Genomic DNA, 15,657 nt, shown 5'->3' on the forward strand with positions numbered 1-15,657 from the left:
GCGTTGGTCTGTACAAGAGGCACGAACGGCCGGGAAGGGGGCGCATGTTTCGAGGTACGACGGCCCGTACCGTGATCGCGGTCCTCTCCGCCGTCCTGCTCGCACTCCCGTTCTTCACTTCCACGACACCCTTCGCACCCGCGTACACGACAAGTCAGGCCCAGGCCAAAGCCCAGCCCGGAACCAAGCTCTCCGGCAAGGCGCCGCGCACCGATACGGTCACGCACCGCCACTGCGACCACTCCGGAGGCCCGACCGGCCCCCTGCGCACCCGCGACCGGCACCGCGCCGCCGACCTCGCGCCCGAGGTGCCCGAGCGCCCCTTCCTCGCACAGGACCCGGCGGCCGCCCGCGAACCGCTCGTGTCCGCCGCGCACCGCACGGCGAGACCCGCGACGGACCGCACTCCGGCCGCACTTCAGGTCTTCCGCTGCTGACAGCGGAGCACTGCCGCAAGTCCAGCAGTCCCCCCACTCTGTCGTGCAAGCCCGACGCGCCGTGCGGCGCGCCAGGAGGAGTCCCCCATGCAGCCCCTCATCGACAACGCCCGCACATTCGGACAGCGCCCTGAGGAGTTCGCCAAGCTGGCCGAAGGCCAGTCCCCGCAGGTCCTGTTCATCACCTGTTCCGATTCCCGGGTCGTACCGGCCCTGATCACGGGCGCCCGCCCCGGCGAGCTCTTCGAGCTGCGCACCGCGGGCAACATCGTCCCGCCGTACGCCTCCTCGCACCCCACCGGCGAGGCGGCCACCATCGAGTACGCCGTGGAGGTGCTGGGCGTCCGCGACATCGTCGTCTGCGGGCACTCGCACTGCGGTGCCGTGGGCGCCCTGGTCCGCGGCGACGACCTGACCGCCGTTCCCGCCGTGCGGGACTGGCTCACCCATGCCGCCCCGCGTCCGGCGGGGACGGCCGAGGACCCGGCCGTGGCCGAAGGCGTGCAGAGCCACGTCCTGACCCAACTGCTGCGGCTGCGTTCCTACCCGTTCGTCGACAAGAAGGTGACGGACGGTCAACTGACCCTGCACGCCTGGTACTACGAGGTGCACACGGGGTCCGTGCTGACCCACGACGTGTCCTCCGACGCCTTCCGCGCACTGTGAGGGCCGCCATGGACGACAGCACCCGCTTCCCTCATCTGCGGCAGGACTTCGCCGCCTCCCTCGTCGTCTTCCTGGTCGCGCTGCCGCTGTGCGTCGGCGTGGCCGTGGCCTCCGGGGTGCCGGCCGAACTCGGCCTGGTCACCGGCATCGTGGGCGGCATCGTCACCGGGCTCATGCGGGGCAGCAGCCTCCAGGTGTCCGGACCGGCGGCCGGGCTCACCGTGCTGGTCTTCGAGGCCGTACGGGAGTACGGGCTGCCCGCGCTCGGGGTGATCGTGCTCGCGACGGGCGCGCTCCAGATCCTCATGGGCGCCCTGAAGCTCGGGCGGTGGTTCCGGGCCATCTCGGTCTCCGTCGTCGAGGGCATGCTGGCCGGCATCGGGCTCGTGCTCATCGCCGGGCAGCTCTACTCGATGGCGGACGCCAAGGCGCCCGCCTCCGGCCTGGCGAAGATAGCCGGGCTGCCCGCGGCGCTCGCCGAGGCCGCCGCGGACCCCGGCGCCCTCGCCTCGGTCGGGCTCGGCGCGGGCACCATCGCCGTCCTCGTGCTGTGGAAGCGCGCGCCGAAGCGGCTGCGCACCCTCCCCGGGCCGCTCGCCGCGGTCGGTCTCGCCACGCTCGTGGCCCTGGCGTTCTCCCTGCCGGTGGCCACCGTGGAGGTGCGGGGGCTGCTGGACTCCGTCCAGCCGCCGTCCCTGACCGCGTTCGGCGAGCTGGCGAACATCGGCCTGCTCGGCACGATCGTCGCCTTCACCCTGATCGCGTCCGCCGAGTCGCTGTTCAGCGCGGCCGCGGTGGACCGGCTGCACGACGGCGCGCGCACGCAGTACGACAAGGAACTGATGGCGCAGGGCACGGGCAACGCGATCTGCGGTGTGCTCGGCGCGCTACCGATGACCGCGGTGATCGTGCGCAGCGCGGCGAACGTCCAGGCGGGCGCACGGACGAAGGCGTCCCGCGTCCTGCACGGCGTCTGGCTGCTGCTGTTCGCGGCGCTGCTGCCGGACGTGCTGGGGTACATACCGATCCCGGCCCTGGCGGGCATCCTGGTGTACTCCGGCGCCAAGCTCATCCCTGCACGGGAGATCGTGTCGCTGTGGCGCGAGCACCGTGGTGAGGCACTGATCCTGGTCGTCACGGCCGTGTCGATCGTCGCGGTCAGCATGTTCGAGGGCGTGCTCATCGGTCTCGCGCTGGCGGTCGCCAAGACCGCCTGGGAGGCCTCGCACATCAGGCTGGAGGTCGTGGACAAGGGTGCCGGACCGGTCCAGGCGTACCTGTGGGGCAACGCGACCTTCCTGCGGCTGCCGAAGATCCTCGACAGCCTGGAGGCGCTCCCCCAGGACCGGCCCGTCGAGCTCGACCTGTCCGGTCTGCACCACCTGGACCACGCCTGCCGTACGGCACTGGAGAACTGGGCCGAGCGGCACAGCGCGGCCGGGACCGAACCGGTGCGTGTCACGGCGGCATAGGGCGCCACACCGCGCGGGTGGCCGGTCCCGGGCCGATCGTGGCCCGGGACCGGCCACCGGGCATATCGTTACAGGAGCAGACATAACCGGCCTCTCACAGAGGGGGCGACATGCTCCAGGAGCTGGTGGTGGCAGCCGTGGCGGTGGGTTCCGCGAGCGCGGTGTACGTCGCGGCGGCGGCCCGGGTCGTCAAGCAGTACGAGCGCGGCGTGGTGTTCCGGCTGGGGCGGGTCGCCGGCGAGGTGCGGGCGCCGGGCTTCACCACGGTGGTCCCGTTCGTGGACCGGCTGCGCAAGGTCAACATGCAGATCGTCACGCTGCCCATCCCCGCGCAGGAGGGCATCACCCGCGACAACGTCACCGTGCGCGTGGACGCGGTCGTCTACTTCAAGGTCGTCGACGCGACGAACGCGATCGTCCAGGTCGAGGACTACCGCTTCGCGGTCTCGCAGATGGCACAGACGTCCCTGCGCTCGATCATCGGCAAGAGCGACCTGGACGACCTGCTGTCCAACCGCGAGAAGCTCAACCAGGGCCTGGAGCTGATGATCGACAGCCCGGCGATCGGCTGGGGTGTGCAGATCGACCGGGTGGAGATCAAGGACGTGTCCCTGCCGGAGTCGATGAAGCGGTCCATGGCCCGGCAGGCCGAGGCCGACCGTGAGCGGCGGGCCCGGATCATCAACGCGGACGCCGAACTCCAGGCCTCGAAGAAGCTCGCCGAGGCCGCCGAGGTGATGTCCGAGCAACCCGCCGCGCTCCAGCTGCGACTGCTCCAGACGGTGGTGGCGGTGGCCGCCGAGAAGAACTCGACGCTGGTGCTGCCCTTCCCGGTGGAGCTGCTGCGCTTCCTCGAGCGCGCGCAGGAGCGCCCCAGCGAGCGGTGACACGTGCTACGCGCGTGGTTCACGAGCCGCGCGCCGGGTGATAGACACAGCGGGATCACAGTTCCTGTCCGCCAGCAGGAAGGTTGCGTCCCCATGTCCGTCATGCCCGAGAACGGCCGTACGACCCGACGCCGGCTCCTCGCTCGCACGGGCGCCCTCGGCGTCTCGATCGCCTTCGCCGGAAACCTCACCGAACTCTTCGCGGGTACCGCCGCCGCGCAGACGCAGACCCTGGGCCGCCACGGCTACGGCCCGCTCGTCCCCGACCCGGACGGACTGCTCGACCTGCCGAAAGGTTTCCGCTACCGGGTCCTCTCCCGCGAGGGCGACCGGCTCCGCTCCGGCGAGGGCCAGGTCCCCTCCAACCACGACGGCATGTCCGCCTTCGACGGTGGTCACGGCCGCGTCCACCTGGTCCGCAACCACGAGAACCGCCCCACGGCGAAGATCTCCGTCCCGACGGTCGAGGGCCTCACCTACGACCCGGCGGGCAAGGGCGGGTGCACGGCCCTGACGCTGGACGCCCGGGGTCACGTCCTGTCGGAGCGGGTCGCCATCGCCGGTACGGCCGTCAACTGCGCGGGCGGACCCACCCCCTGGGGCACCTGGCTGACCTGCGAGGAGACCGAGGACAAGGCGGGCACCAACGGGTACACCAAGGACCACGGCTTCATCTTCGAGGTGGACCCGGCCGACCCGCACCGCACCGGCGCCGTACCGCTGACCGCGATGGGCCGCTTCCAGCACGAGGCGATCGCCGTCGACCCGAAGCGGGGAATCGTCTACGAGACGGAGGACGCGTTCCTCAAGCCCTTCGGCCTCTTCTACCGCTTCCTGCCCGAGAGGCCGCTGGGCGGCACCGGTTCGCTGCGTGCCGGCGGCCGGCTCCAGGCGATGCGGGTGCCCGGGGTGCCCGACCTCTCCTCGATCCAGGAGACGGGGGCCTCCTTCGACCGCGTCGAATGGGTGGACGTACCGGACCCGCTGGCGACCACGACCCCGGTCCGCCTCCAGGACTTCGGCGCGAAGGGCATCACCCACGCCCAGAAGCTGGAGGGCTGTTACTGGGGCGGGCGGTGCGTGTACTTCGTCTCGTCGTTCGCGCACAGCGCGGAGGGTTCGGCGGCCGACCACTACGGCCAGATCTGGCGGTACGACCCGTCGGCTCGCCGGCTGACCCTGGTGGTCGTCTTCGGCCCGGAGACCGACGTACAGCTCCCCGGCGAGTCGCCGGACAACATCTGCCTCGCCCCCAGCGGCGGCCTCATGGTGTGCGAGGACGGCAACGGCGCGCAGCACGTCTTCGGCGTCACCCGGCACGGCGAGGTGTACGCGATGGCACGCGGCCGTCAGAACATCGGCACGCCCGAGGCCCCGGAGTGGGGCGAGTTCGCCGGCGTCACCTTCTCACCGGACGGCCGGACGATGTACGTCAACTGCTACACACCGGGCACGACCTTCGCGGTGACGGGGCCCTGGCACGGGTAGCCGTCGAGGACGGCCGCCCCGCCCGGTGCGCGGGCGGGGCGGCCGTGCGGCAGGCGAACCCCGCGCATCTGGCGGACCATCTAGGGAGAGCACCGGAAGGAGTGCCGCGTGGCCGGGAAGAACGCGAAACACAGGGCCGGGCGGGGCGACGGTCTGCGAGAGCTGCTGCGGGTGCCCGGCGGCGAGCGCCCCGACCTCGGCGCTCACGACCCGGCGGCCACTCCGGGTGGTCCCGGCGACAAGGCCGCCGGCCTCGCGGACACCGCCCGGGCGCGGGAAGCGCTGGCCGAGCTGCAGGAGCGGCTGGTCGCGGCGAGCTCCGCGGGTGACCGGCGGCGGGTCCTGCTGATCCTCCAGGGCATGGACACCAGCGGCAAGGGCGGCACGATCAAGCACGTCATCGGCTCGCTCAACCCGTCCGGCTGCCGCGTCCGGGCGTTCAAGGCCCCCACGCCCGAGGAGCGGAAACACCACTTCCTGTGGCGTGTGCGGAAGGCGCTGCCGCAGCCCGGCGAGATCGGCATCTTCGACCGCTCGCACTACGAGGACGTCCTGGTCGCCCGGGTCCGCGGACTCGCCCCGAGACACGAGATCAACTGCCGCTACGACGAGATCAACGAGTTCGAGGAGTCCCTCGCCGACGACGGCGTCACCGTGATCAAGTGCTTCCTGCACATCTCCTACGAGGAGCAGCGGCGCCGCCTGCTCAAGCGCCTCGACAACCCGCGCAAGCAGTGGAAGTTCACCCCGGGCGACCTCGAGGACCGCAAGCTGTGGCCCGACTACCAGGAGGCCTACGCACTGGCCCTGGAGTTCTGCTCGACGCCGCCCGCCCCCTGGTACCTGATCCCGGCCGACCGCAAGTGGTACCGCAACTGGGCGGTCGGCAAGCTCCTCCTCGACCACCTGACGGAGCTCGACCCGCAGTACCCGAAGCCCGACTACGACGTGGCGGAGTATCGCCGGCGGCTGCTCGCGGACTAGGGCCCCGGTAGGGCATCGTTCGCCCCGTCGGGCAAGCGTTGCCTGCCGCGGCACTGGTTCCCGACCCTCCGGGGAGCCCGGACCACTGAACCCGCCGCGGCGGGGTACCCGGCCTCCATGACCGAGAACGCGCACGTCAACGGCTCGTACTGGCTGGAGACCGCACCCGGCGAGCCTCACCCCGCACTGGACGAGGACCTCACCGTCGACGTGGCCGTGATCGGTGCCGGCGTCGCCGGACTGAGCACGGCGTGGGAGCTGGCGCGGGCCGGAAGGACCGTGGCGGTGCTGGAGGCCGGACGCGTCGCGGCCGGCGTCACCGGACACACCACCGCCAAACTCACCGCGCTGCACACCATGATCTACGACAAGCTGCGCCACACCCGCGGCCCCGAGGGCGCGCGGCTGTACGCCCGCTCGCAGAGCGAGGCCGTCGAGCACGCGGCCTCGCTGGTGCAGGAGCTGGGCATCGACTGCGAGTGGGAGAAAAGGGACGCGTACACGTTCGTCCGCGACGCGGACCGGGTGGACGAGATCCGGGCCGAGGCCAAGGCCGCCGCCGCCGCGGGACTGCCGGCCGCGTTCACGACGGACACCGGGCTGCCGTTCCCCGTGGCGGGTGCGGTCAGGGTCACCGGGCAGGCCCAGTTCCATCCGCGCAAGTACCTGCTGGCCCTCGTCGGCGACCTTCTCGCGCACGGCGGGCGCGTGTACGAGGACACCACCGTGCTGGGCCTGGAGGAGGGCGAGCCGTGCCGGCTGTCCACCGCGACGGGCGCGACGGTGACCGCCCGGGACGTGGTGGTCGCCACGCACTACCCCGTCTTCGACCGCGCCCTGCTGTTCACCCGCCTCTCCCCGCGCCGCGAGCTGGTCGTCGCCGGGACCGTCGCCGCCGACCGGGACCCGGACGGCATGTACATCACGCCGGAGGAGGACACCCGCTCGGTGCGTACGGCGCCGTACGGCACCGACGGGCAGCGACTCCTCGTCGTCACCGGGGAACACTTCACGCCCGGCACGGGCGACACCCCGGCCCGTTTCGAGCGCCTCGGCGCCTGGGCAACCGAGCACTTCCCGGGCGTCGACCTGACGTACGCCTGGGCCACCCAGGACAACGACCCCACCGACACCGTGCCGCTGGTCGGCCCGCTGCATCCGGGCGCCCACCACGCCTACGTCGCCACCGGCTTCGGCGGCTGGGGCATGAGCGGCGGCATCATGGCGGGCCGGCTCCTCACCGCTCTGATCACGGGCACGCGGTGCGCGTGGAGCGAGCTGTACGACCCGCGCCGGCTGCGGTCGGCCGTGCGTGAGGCGCCCTCGTTCCTCAAGACCCAGGCGAAGGTGGCCCGCCACTTCGTCGGCGACCGGCTGCGGTCCGCGGAACCGGTGGAGGCGATCGAGCCGGGCGGCGGCGCCGTCGTGCGGGTCGGCGGCGACCGGCTCGCGGTGCACCGGGACGACGACGGCGCCCTGCACGCCCTGTCCGCGCGCTGCACCCACCTCGGCTGCCTGGTGGCCTTCAACGCGGCCGAACGGGCGTGGGAGTGCCCCTGTCACGGCTCCCGCTTCGACACGGACGGCAAGGTCGTCCAGGGCCCGGCCACACGGCCGCTGGAGCAGCGGGACATCTGAGCGGGTGACACCGGGGCCGACGCCAGCCGCGTTCACCTTCATATAGGACAAATCACCATACGTTCATCCGGTGATCCCTCTCGTACGACGCGTCACCGCCGTCTGCGCCCTGAGCGCCGCCCTCGCCGCCTGCGGCACGGCCCGTGTCCCGCAAGCGGCCCGCCCGGCCCCCTCCCCACCCGCCGCCGCCTCCCGTCCCCCGACGCTGGCCCCCGGCCCGGCAGGGCTCACGCCCGTCTTCAGGAACGGCCCGCGGACGCCGGACAAGACGGTCGCCCTCACCTTCGACGCCGACATGACCGCCGACCAGGGCCCCCGGGCGGCGGCGGGCGAGCGCTTCGACAATCCGCCGCTCGTCGCGGCCCTGCGGGCGCTGGAGGTGCCGGCCACGGTGTTCATGACGGGGCGCTGGGCCGAGCAGTACCCGATCCAGGCGCGGTCCATCGGCCGGGACCCGCTCTTCGAGGTCGCCAACCACTCCTACAGTCACCACGCCTTCACCGACGACTGCTACGGGCTGCCGACCGTGCCCGGGGACCGGATGCGCCTCGACGTCGAGCGCGCGTACACCGCCTTCCGCAAGGCCGGGGTGCCGGACGCGATGCCCTACTTCCGCTTCCCCGGCGGGTGCTACGACCGGCGGGCCCTGAAGGCGCTGACCCCGACCGGTGTCACCGCGGTGCAGTGGGACGTGGTGAGCGGCGACGCGTTCGCGACGGACCCGGACGCCGTGGCCCGGCAGGTGCTGGAGGGCGTACGGCCGGGTTCCGTGGTCGTCATGCACTGCACCCGCAGCGCCGCCCCGGCGACCGAGCGTGCCGTACGGACGATCGTGCCCGAACTCCGCGCGCGGGGCTTCCGCTTCGTCAAGGTGTCCGAGCTGATCGGGGCCGCGGGCCGACGGCGCTGACCGGCCTACCCTGGAGACATGAGCGAGAACGGCGAGAACGACTACTGCCTGGTCGGCGCGACCAGGCCGCCGCTGGCGGACGGGCCGCCGTACGCGGAGTGCGTGCAGTGCCGGAAGCCGACGGAGTACCCCGAGTCCTACAAAGGGATCACCCTGTGCCCGGTCTGCGAGTGGCAGGAGGCCCAGCGCACGGCCTGCTCGGGGTGACCCGCGGTCCTCGTCGGGGCCGGTCACGCGGGTGCGGGTGCCCCTGAGCGGTCAAGTAGCCTGCGTCTGTGAGTGACAGTCCCTTCCGGTCAGAGACCGGCGCCCGCGATCAGGCGCCGCAGTTCGTCCTGCCGCTGGTCGTGCGGATCGAGCGCGACGCACCGCCCGGCCGCACCGACGCCATGGAGACCGCCGCCCGCGCCGTACTGACCGTGCTGAGCGACGAGCGGTCGGCCGGCGACGGCGAGTGGGCGCAGGTGATGCGGGACTGGCAGGACGCGCGGATCCGCAAGGTGGTGCGGCGGGCCCGGGGCGCCGAGTGGCGGCGGGCCGGGGCGCTGCCCGGGATCACGGTGACGGGCAAGGCCGCGGAGGTACGGGTCTTCCCTCCCGTCCCGCTGGACGGCTGGCCGAAGGACCTGGCCCGGCTCCAGGTCTCCGGAACCGATCTCGACGACCCGGAGCCGCCGGTCGACGCGGACGAGACCTCGCCCGTGCTGTGGATGAACCCGGAGCTCGACATGTCCGCGGGCAAGGCGATGGCGCAGGCCGGTCACGGCGCCCAGCTGGCCTGGTGGGAGCTGTCGGACGAGGAGCGGACCGCCTGGCGGGACGCCGGTTTCCCGCTCGCCGTCCGTACCGCCGACCCGGCCCGCTGGCCCGAACTCACCACGAGCGGACTGCCGTTGGTGCGCGACGCCGGCTTCACGGAGATCGCCCCCGGCTCCTGCACGGTGGTCGCGGACCACCCGGCCCTGCGTTAGGCGGGTCCAGGGGGCCGTGCCCCCAGCTCGACGAGAGCCCGGGACTTCGCTCGCCGTTCGGTTCTTCCCGTCGCTTGAACATCGCGGACGCCCCGTTCGTACCTCCTGGCACCGGCCCGTCCCTCGCCATCGCGGCCCCGGCCACCACCGTGGGCGCGCCTTCCCGAACCTCAAATGTTGCTCTGAACGTTCCGCCCGAGGGGTTCGGGCCCGGCCGCCGGGGCCATACCCCCGTCACACCGGAGCGGACGGCGCGGCCGGCACGGAAGACACCGAGGAGGGGGACGAGCATGGAGCGACTGGGGACGGGCATCGGATGGCGGCCGGAGATCGCGGACGCCGTGGAGCGCATGCCCGGCATCGACTGGGTGGAGGTCGTGGCCGAGAACACCTGCCCCGGACACCTCCCCGCGTCACTGGTGCGGCTGCGCGAGCGCGGGGTCACCGTGGTGCCCCACGGCGTCTCCCTCGGCCTCGGCGGCGCCGACCGGCCCGACGCGGCCCGGCTGACGGCCCTCGCCGAGCGCGCCGAGGCACTGGGCGCGCCGCTGGTCACCGAGCACATCGCGTACGTCCGGGCAGGCGGGGCCCTGACCGCCTCCCCGCTGCTGGAGGCGGGCCACCTGCTGCCCGTGCCGCGCACCCGGGACGCCCTCGACGTCCTGTGCGAGAACGTCCGCATCGCGCAGGACGCCCTGCCGGTGCCGCTCGCGGTGGAGAACATCGCGGCGCTCCTCGCCTGGCCGGGCGAGGAGATGACCGAGGGGCAGTTCCTGTACGAGCTGGCCGACCGCACCGGGGTACGGCTCCTCATCGACGTGGCCAACCTGCACACCAACCACGTCAACCGCGGCGAGGACCCGGCCAAGGCACTCGCCGAGCTCCCCCTCGAAGCCATCGCCTACGTCCACGTCGCGGGCGGCTTCACCCGCGACGGCGTCTGGCACGACAGCCACGCCCACCCGGTGCCGCGGCCGGTCCTCGACATCCTGACCGACCTCGCCTCCCGCGTCACCCCGCCCGGGGTGCTGCTGGAGAGAGACGAGAACTTCCCCGAACCGGCCGAGTTGGAGCGGGAGTTGGCGGCGATAGGGGCCGCACTGGTGGCTGGCCGGGAGGCAGCGGAGGTCGCGGGGGCGGGCCGGGAGGCAGCGGGTCTCGCGGAGGCAGACCAGCCGGACGCCGGCCGTACCGAAGCCGTCGGCACGCGGTCCGCCTTCCCCGGGTCCGCATCCCCCGACCTCGCCGCCTCCCCGCACTCCCATGCCCGCGTCCCCGCGTCGGCCGTCACCGACCCCGCGCGTCAGCGCCTCGCCCTCGCACAGGCCGCGCTGCTGTCCGCGCTGGTCGCCGGGACGCCCGTGCCCGAGGGCTTCGACCGGGTGCGGCTGGGCATCCAGGCGCGGGCGCTGGCCGCGAAGCGGGCGGATGTCGTCGCCAAGGTCGCGCCCGAACTGCCGGAGATCCTGGGAGACACCTACCGGCCCGCCTTCCTCGCCTACGCCCACGGCTGCCCGATGACCGGCGGCTACCGTCGCGATGCGCTGGACTTCGTGGGGCAGCTGCTGCTCGCCGGGCGACCCGACGATCCCCGGGTCCGCCGGGAGTTGCGCGCGTGGTGGCTGGAGAGGTCGGGCCCGGCACCGCTCTCGCACCGGCCCGCGCTCCGGCTGGCTCGCGCGACCCGACGGGTTCTGCTGCGCCGATGACCGCGTCCGGCTGACCGGAACCCGACGTTCCCGCGGCGCCGCTGACCAGCGCGACGCCGCACGCTCGCCCGCCCCGTGTCCGAGTGTGCCGGGTTTAACACCTGACACCCGCGCCATCGTCCGCGCACGCTTCCTTCACCTTTGCCCCCGTACGCCCCCTACTCCACCCCCTCCATTCGCCCCTTATGTCCGCCTGACAACCTTTCGCCCCTGTACGGCAGTTGGCAGCGACTCCGCAGTAATATGCCAACCCCGCACCCGAAGCGCATGGCGTGCGGTGCCGCGAAAGGAGGCACCTTGCGACCGCGACCGCCCATCAACGGCAGAGGCATTCTCAGCGGTACCGGACTCATCGTCATGGGCCTGACGGCGACCCTGGCCGCGCTGATCTTCCCGATCTGGTCGTACAGCGACAGGTCGGGCACAGACGTGGACGTCCTGAGTGCCCAGACCGTGTCGACGCAGTACGGGCCGCTGTCCGCGCTCGACCGGGAGTTCATCACGAAGGTCCGGCTGGCGGGCCTGTGGGAGCTGCCCGCCGGCCGGCAGGCGGAGGAGAAGGGCACCACCCAGGCCGTCCGCACGGCGGGCCGGCACCTGGTCGAGGGCCACACCTTCCTGGACGAGCGGGTGCGCGATGTCGCCCAGAAGCTCTCGCTCGCCCTGCCGAACGAGCCGAACGACCAGCAGAAGCAGTGGCTCGCCACCCTGAACGCGGCCCAGGGCGTGGACTACGACCGGCAGTTCGCCAACATCCTGCGGCTCGCGCACGGCAGGGTGTTCTCCGTCGTCGCCCAGGTGCGGGCCGGCACCCGCAACGTGCTCGTGCGCACCCTCGCCGACGACGCGAACACCACCGTGCTGGACCACATCAAGATCCTGGAGGCCACCGGGTACGTCGACTTCGACGCCCTGGCCCGGGACCTGGCCGCCGGCAGCACGGTCCCGACCACCGGCTCCCCCGTTCCGCCCGGCCCCGCCGTCGATCCGGCTCCGGCCCTTCCCGTGGCCCCGGATCCGGTCCCGAGCTACACACTGCCGCCGGCCGCCTCCACCCCGCTCCCGTCGCAGTCCCGCAATCCGTGACCCCGGCGGCAAGTGGAACGTCACGTACCGACAACGCTCGGTCCGGATTGTGAACAGGGCATGGCTTTACCCGGACCCGTTCGCATAGAAAAACCACATGCTCTGGGTTCTTCTCCTCCTGCTCGCCTGGGCCGCCGCCGGCACGGCCTGTACCCGGCTGTGCCTGGCCGCCGTACGCACGGCGGCCGGTGACGACGAGGCAGACGACGCGGCGGGCGTCCGACGGCACGATCTGACGCTCTACGAGGCGGCGTTCCTCTCCGGCGGCCCCCGACGGGTCGCCGACCTGACGCTCGTCTCCATGGCCCGGCAGCGGCGACTGCTGCTCGCCCACACCGGCTGGGCGACCGTCGTCGATCCGCGCGGGCGGGACGACCTGGAGCGCTCGGTGATAGGGGCCATCGGGCCGGAGGGGCAGTCCCGCATCGCCCCGGTACGCGCCGCCGCGGCCGCCGGCGACCCGGTGCGGGGCATAGGCGACCGCTTGGTCAGCGCCGGGCTCGCCGTACCCGACGGCGCCCGGACGAGCGTCGCGGCCGGAATGCGTCAGGTGCGCTTCGCCGCGCTGGCCGTCGTCGGGCTGGGCGCGATCGCGCTGCTGGTGCCCGCCCGGTCGGACATGCCGTCCACCCTGGTCGCCCTGTGGTTCGCGCTGCCGCTCGCACTCACCCTCAGCTGTCTGGCCATCGCGCGGGTCGAGGTCCATCCCTACTCGCGCTGGGCGTCGCCGGCCGGGCAGCGCCTGCTCGGCGCGCTGACCCGGCACACCGGTGGGGGCGACGACCGGACGTACCTCACCTCCGTCGCCGTACGCGGCATCCGCGCGGTCGGTGAGCCGGACCTGCGCGCGGCCTTCGCACACCGGGAGCCGTCCGGGCGCGACTGACACGCCGGGGGCGCACAGGGGGCATTGACGGCGACACCGGCCGACGGTGCTTGCCTTCCTCCATACGCGAACGAACCATCCCTTGTGTCGCCGCCGCGCACCGAAGGGACACCCGATGAGAGCTCCCGCCCTCTACACGGCCGCAGGGTCCTTGCTCCTGACCGCCCTCGCCGCCGCCCCGGCCGGCAGCACTCCGGGCACACCCGGCGCGGCGAAGTCCTCGCGCGCCGCGCCGGAGACGCGCGGTACCGCCGTCGCCGCCGCGCGGGCCCGGGTCGCCGGGATCACCTTCGGCGCCTGCCCCGACGCGGACGATCTGCCGGACAGCATGCGCTGCGGCACGGTGTCCGTCCCGCTCGACTACGCGCACCCCGACGGCAAGCTGATCAAACTGACCGTCAGCCGGGCGCCGGCCACACACAAGGACCCGCACAACAGCAAGCACCGGGTACCGCGGCAGGGCGCCCTGGTCTACAACCCGGGCGGTCCCGGCGGCTCCGGCATGTACTTCCCGCTGGTCGGCATGATGCCCGAGTGGAAGCGCGTCGCCGCGGCCTACGACCTCATCGGCTACGCCCCGCGCGGAGTCGACCGCTCAGCTCCCCTGTCCTGCAAGGACCCCAAGCACTTCTTCAAGGCGCCCTCGCAGGCACCGACGTATCCCTCGGAGTCGTACAAGAAGGAACGCGTCGCCCAGGCCAGGGCGTACGCGCGCGGCTGCGCCGCGCGGGCGGGCAGCGCGCTGCGGCACTACACCTCCCTCAACAACGCCCGTGATCTGGACGTCCTGCGGGCCGCACTCGGCGAGCCGAGACTGACGTTCATGGGCGCGTCCTACGGCACCTACCTCGGCGCCCTGTACGCGACGCTGTTCCCCTCGCACGTACGGCGGATGGTGTTCGACTCGGCCGTGAACCCCGACCCCGAGCAGGTCTGGTACCGCAACAACCTCGACCAGTCGGCCGCGTTCGAGGGCCGCTGGGCCGACTTCCGGGAGTGGGTCGCGCGGCACGACGACGTGTACGGGCTCGGCAGCACGGCGGAGCAGGTGCTGCGCAGCTACGAGAAGGTGCGGGCGGAGCTGGCCGCGAAGCCCGCGGGCGGCACGGTGGGACCCGGCCAGTTGCAGGGCGCGTTCCTGACGGCCGGGTACTACGACGACTACTGGCCGCACCGTGCGCAGGCGCTGTCGGCGTATCTGAAGGGCGACCCGAAGCCGCTGATCGAGCAGGCCGGTCCGCATCCGGAGGCGGCGAAGGAGGCGGAGAACAGCAACGCGGTCTACACGGCGGTGGAGTGCAACGATGCCGCCTGGCCGACGGACTGGAAGGTCTGGGACCGCGACAACACCCGGCTCGCGCGGGTGGCGCCCTTCGAGACCTGGGACAACGTGTGGACGAACCTGCCGTGCGCCTACTGGCCGGCCCCGCGTCAGGAGCCTCTCGACGTGCGGACAGGGCCGGGCGAGCTCCCGGCGACCCTGATCCTGGCCGCCGAGCGGGACGCGGCGACGCCGTACGACGGCGCCCTGGAGCTGCACCGGCGGCTGTCCGGTTCGGTCCTGGTGACCGAGCGGGACTCCGGCACGCACGGCATCGCGGGCGGCCCGAACGCCTGCGTCAACGGCTACCTGGACGCGTACCTGCTGGACGGCCGGCTCCCGGTGCGGCACGCGGCCTGCGCAGCGCACCCGGAACCCGAGCCGAAGCAGCCCGACCGCTCCCGCGGGGCCCCGGCCGCACATCCGGCCCGCTGACCGAGGGCAGCGGGCCCCACCCGCGCCCTGATCAGGCCAGCCCGGCCACCAGCTCGGCCACGGACTTGCGGCGCCCCGTGTAGAAGGGCACCTCCTCGCGGACGTGCATGCGGGCCTCGGAGGCGCGCAGGTGGCGCATGAGGTCGACGATGCGGTACAGCTCGTCGGCCTCGAAGGCCAGCATCCACTCGTAGTCGCCGAGGGAGAACGAGGCGACCGTGTTGGCCCGCACGTCCGGGTAGCCGCGGGCCATCTTGCCGTGGTCGGCGAGCATGCGGCGGCGGTCCTCGTCGGGCAGCAGGTACCAGTCGTAGGAGCGCACGAAGGGGTAGACGCTCACGTAGTCGCGGGGCGTCTCGTCGGCGAGGAACGCCGGGATGTGCGAGCGGTTGAACTCGGCGGGGCGGTGCAGCGCCATGTTCGACCAGACCGGCTCGAGCGCACGCCCCAGCTTCGTCCGGCGGAAGAGGTTGTACGCCTCCTGGAGCTGGTCGGCGGTCTCGGCGTGCCACCAGATCATGAGGTCGGCGTCGGCGCGCAGGCCGGACACGTCGTAGGTGCCGCGGACCGTCACGTCCTTCGCGGCGAGCTGGTCGAACAGCTCCTGGACCTCGTCGGCGTAGCCCGCGCGGTCCTCGGGCAGCACGTCCTTCAGCCGGAAGACGGACCAGAGCGTGTAGCGCATGACCTCGTTGAGGTCCTTGGCCAGCTTGCCCTTGTTCGGGATCCTGCCGGGCTCGGTGGTGGGGGCGTCGTCACTCATGGTC

Annotated in this window: 15 protein-coding genes; 14 read left to right on the plus strand and 1 reads right to left on the minus strand. The window is 72.7% G+C overall.

What is annotated here, in order from left to right; all coding sequences use genetic code 11:
* The first annotated feature begins 44 nt into the window (after positions 1-44).
* From OG985_RS13510 to OG985_RS13575, 14 genes are all read left to right on the plus strand, one after another.
* On the plus strand, positions 45-437 hold the full coding sequence (locus OG985_RS13510) for a hypothetical protein (protein WP_371668563.1): 393 nt from the start codon (positions 45-47) through the stop codon (positions 435-437).
* An 87-nt stretch (positions 438-524) separates the two neighbouring features.
* Complete coding sequence (locus OG985_RS13515; protein WP_371668564.1) at positions 525-1,103, plus strand: carbonic anhydrase; 579 nt, start codon at positions 525-527, stop codon at positions 1,101-1,103.
* Positions 1,104-1,111: 8 nt separating this feature from the next.
* On the plus strand, positions 1,112-2,575 hold the full coding sequence (locus OG985_RS13520; RefSeq protein WP_371668565.1) for a SulP family inorganic anion transporter: 1,464 nt from the start codon (positions 1,112-1,114) through the stop codon (positions 2,573-2,575).
* A gap of 110 nt (positions 2,576-2,685) precedes the next feature.
* A complete protein-coding gene (locus OG985_RS13525; RefSeq protein WP_371668566.1) occupies positions 2,686-3,462 on the plus strand; it encodes a slipin family protein in 777 nt (258 codons plus the stop codon).
* 102 nt (positions 3,463-3,564) lie between these two features.
* Entirely contained in the window at positions 3,565-4,950 is a 1,386-nt protein-coding gene (locus tag OG985_RS13530) for a PhoX family protein (RefSeq protein ID WP_371674361.1), read from the plus strand.
* A 108-nt stretch (positions 4,951-5,058) separates the two neighbouring features.
* On the plus strand, positions 5,059-5,934 hold the full coding sequence (locus OG985_RS13535; RefSeq protein ID WP_371668567.1) for a PPK2 family polyphosphate kinase: 876 nt from the start codon (positions 5,059-5,061) through the stop codon (positions 5,932-5,934).
* 117 nt (positions 5,935-6,051) lie between these two features.
* Positions 6,052-7,572 carry an FAD-dependent oxidoreductase gene (locus tag OG985_RS13540; RefSeq protein WP_371668568.1) on the plus strand — a complete coding sequence of 507 codons (1,521 nt, stop codon included), beginning with the start codon at positions 6,052-6,054 and terminating at the stop codon, positions 7,570-7,572.
* Between the two features lie 70 nt (positions 7,573-7,642).
* Positions 7,643-8,482, plus strand: coding sequence for a polysaccharide deacetylase family protein (locus OG985_RS13545; RefSeq protein ID WP_371668569.1), 840 nt, complete (start codon positions 7,643-7,645; stop codon positions 8,480-8,482).
* An 18-nt stretch (positions 8,483-8,500) separates the two neighbouring features.
* Positions 8,501-8,689 (plus strand): hypothetical protein, encoded by a 189-nt coding sequence (locus OG985_RS13550; protein WP_371668570.1) that lies wholly within the window; start codon positions 8,501-8,503, stop codon positions 8,687-8,689.
* 68 nt (positions 8,690-8,757) lie between these two features.
* Complete coding sequence (locus OG985_RS13555) at positions 8,758-9,453, plus strand: peptidyl-tRNA hydrolase (RefSeq protein WP_371668571.1); 696 nt, start codon at positions 8,758-8,760, stop codon at positions 9,451-9,453.
* A gap of 290 nt (positions 9,454-9,743) precedes the next feature.
* Entirely contained in the window at positions 9,744-11,162 is a 1,419-nt protein-coding gene (locus OG985_RS13560) for a DUF692 family multinuclear iron-containing protein (RefSeq protein ID WP_371668572.1), read from the plus strand.
* Between the two features lie 297 nt (positions 11,163-11,459).
* Positions 11,460-12,248, plus strand: coding sequence for a DUF4142 domain-containing protein (locus OG985_RS13565; protein ID WP_371668573.1), 789 nt, complete (start codon positions 11,460-11,462; stop codon positions 12,246-12,248).
* Between the two features lie 97 nt (positions 12,249-12,345).
* The gene (locus OG985_RS13570; protein WP_371668574.1) at positions 12,346-13,134 is read left to right on the plus strand and encodes a TIGR04222 domain-containing membrane protein; all 789 of its coding nucleotides are present in this window, start codon (positions 12,346-12,348) and stop codon (positions 13,132-13,134) included.
* 115 nt (positions 13,135-13,249) lie between these two features.
* Positions 13,250-14,890: an alpha/beta hydrolase gene (locus OG985_RS13575; protein ID WP_371668575.1), complete on the plus strand. Its 1,641-nt coding sequence runs from the start codon at positions 13,250-13,252 to the stop codon at positions 14,888-14,890.
* Between the two features lie 31 nt (positions 14,891-14,921).
* Here the strand turns inward: OG985_RS13575 and hemQ are convergent, their stop codons facing one another.
* Positions 14,922-15,653, minus strand: a complete 732-nt coding sequence (hemQ, locus tag OG985_RS13580; RefSeq protein WP_371668576.1) for a hydrogen peroxide-dependent heme synthase — start codon at positions 15,651-15,653, stop codon at positions 14,922-14,924.
* Positions 15,654-15,657: the final 4 nt, after the last annotated feature.

The organism is Streptomyces sp. NBC_00289 (assembly GCF_041435115.1).
Classification (GTDB): Bacteria; Actinomycetota; Actinomycetes; order Streptomycetales; family Streptomycetaceae; genus Streptomyces.

Excerpts from the sequence above, each read along its gene's own strand:
- OG985_RS13530 (WP_371674361.1), top strand. The coding sequence starts at position 3,565 with ATGCCCGAGAACGGCCGTACGACCCGACGCCGGCTCCTCGCTCGCACG.
- hemQ (WP_371668576.1), bottom strand. The coding sequence starts at position 15,653 with ATGAGTGACGACGCCCCCACCACCGAGCCCGGCAGGATCCCGAACAAG.
- OG985_RS13570 (WP_371668574.1), top strand. The coding sequence starts at position 12,346 with ATGCTCTGGGTTCTTCTCCTCCTGCTCGCCTGGGCCGCCGCCGGCACG.
- OG985_RS13550 (WP_371668570.1), top strand. The coding sequence starts at position 8,501 with ATGAGCGAGAACGGCGAGAACGACTACTGCCTGGTCGGCGCGACCAGG.
- OG985_RS13560 (WP_371668572.1), top strand. The coding sequence starts at position 9,744 with ATGGAGCGACTGGGGACGGGCATCGGATGGCGGCCGGAGATCGCGGAC.
- OG985_RS13510 (WP_371668563.1), top strand. The coding sequence starts at position 45 with ATGTTTCGAGGTACGACGGCCCGTACCGTGATCGCGGTCCTCTCCGCC.
- OG985_RS13520 (WP_371668565.1), top strand. The coding sequence starts at position 1,112 with ATGGACGACAGCACCCGCTTCCCTCATCTGCGGCAGGACTTCGCCGCC.
- OG985_RS13525 (WP_371668566.1), top strand. The coding sequence starts at position 2,686 with ATGCTCCAGGAGCTGGTGGTGGCAGCCGTGGCGGTGGGTTCCGCGAGC.
- OG985_RS13575 (WP_371668575.1), top strand. The coding sequence starts at position 13,250 with ATGAGAGCTCCCGCCCTCTACACGGCCGCAGGGTCCTTGCTCCTGACC.
- OG985_RS13540 (WP_371668568.1), top strand. The coding sequence starts at position 6,052 with ATGACCGAGAACGCGCACGTCAACGGCTCGTACTGGCTGGAGACCGCA.
- OG985_RS13515 (WP_371668564.1), top strand. The coding sequence starts at position 525 with ATGCAGCCCCTCATCGACAACGCCCGCACATTCGGACAGCGCCCTGAG.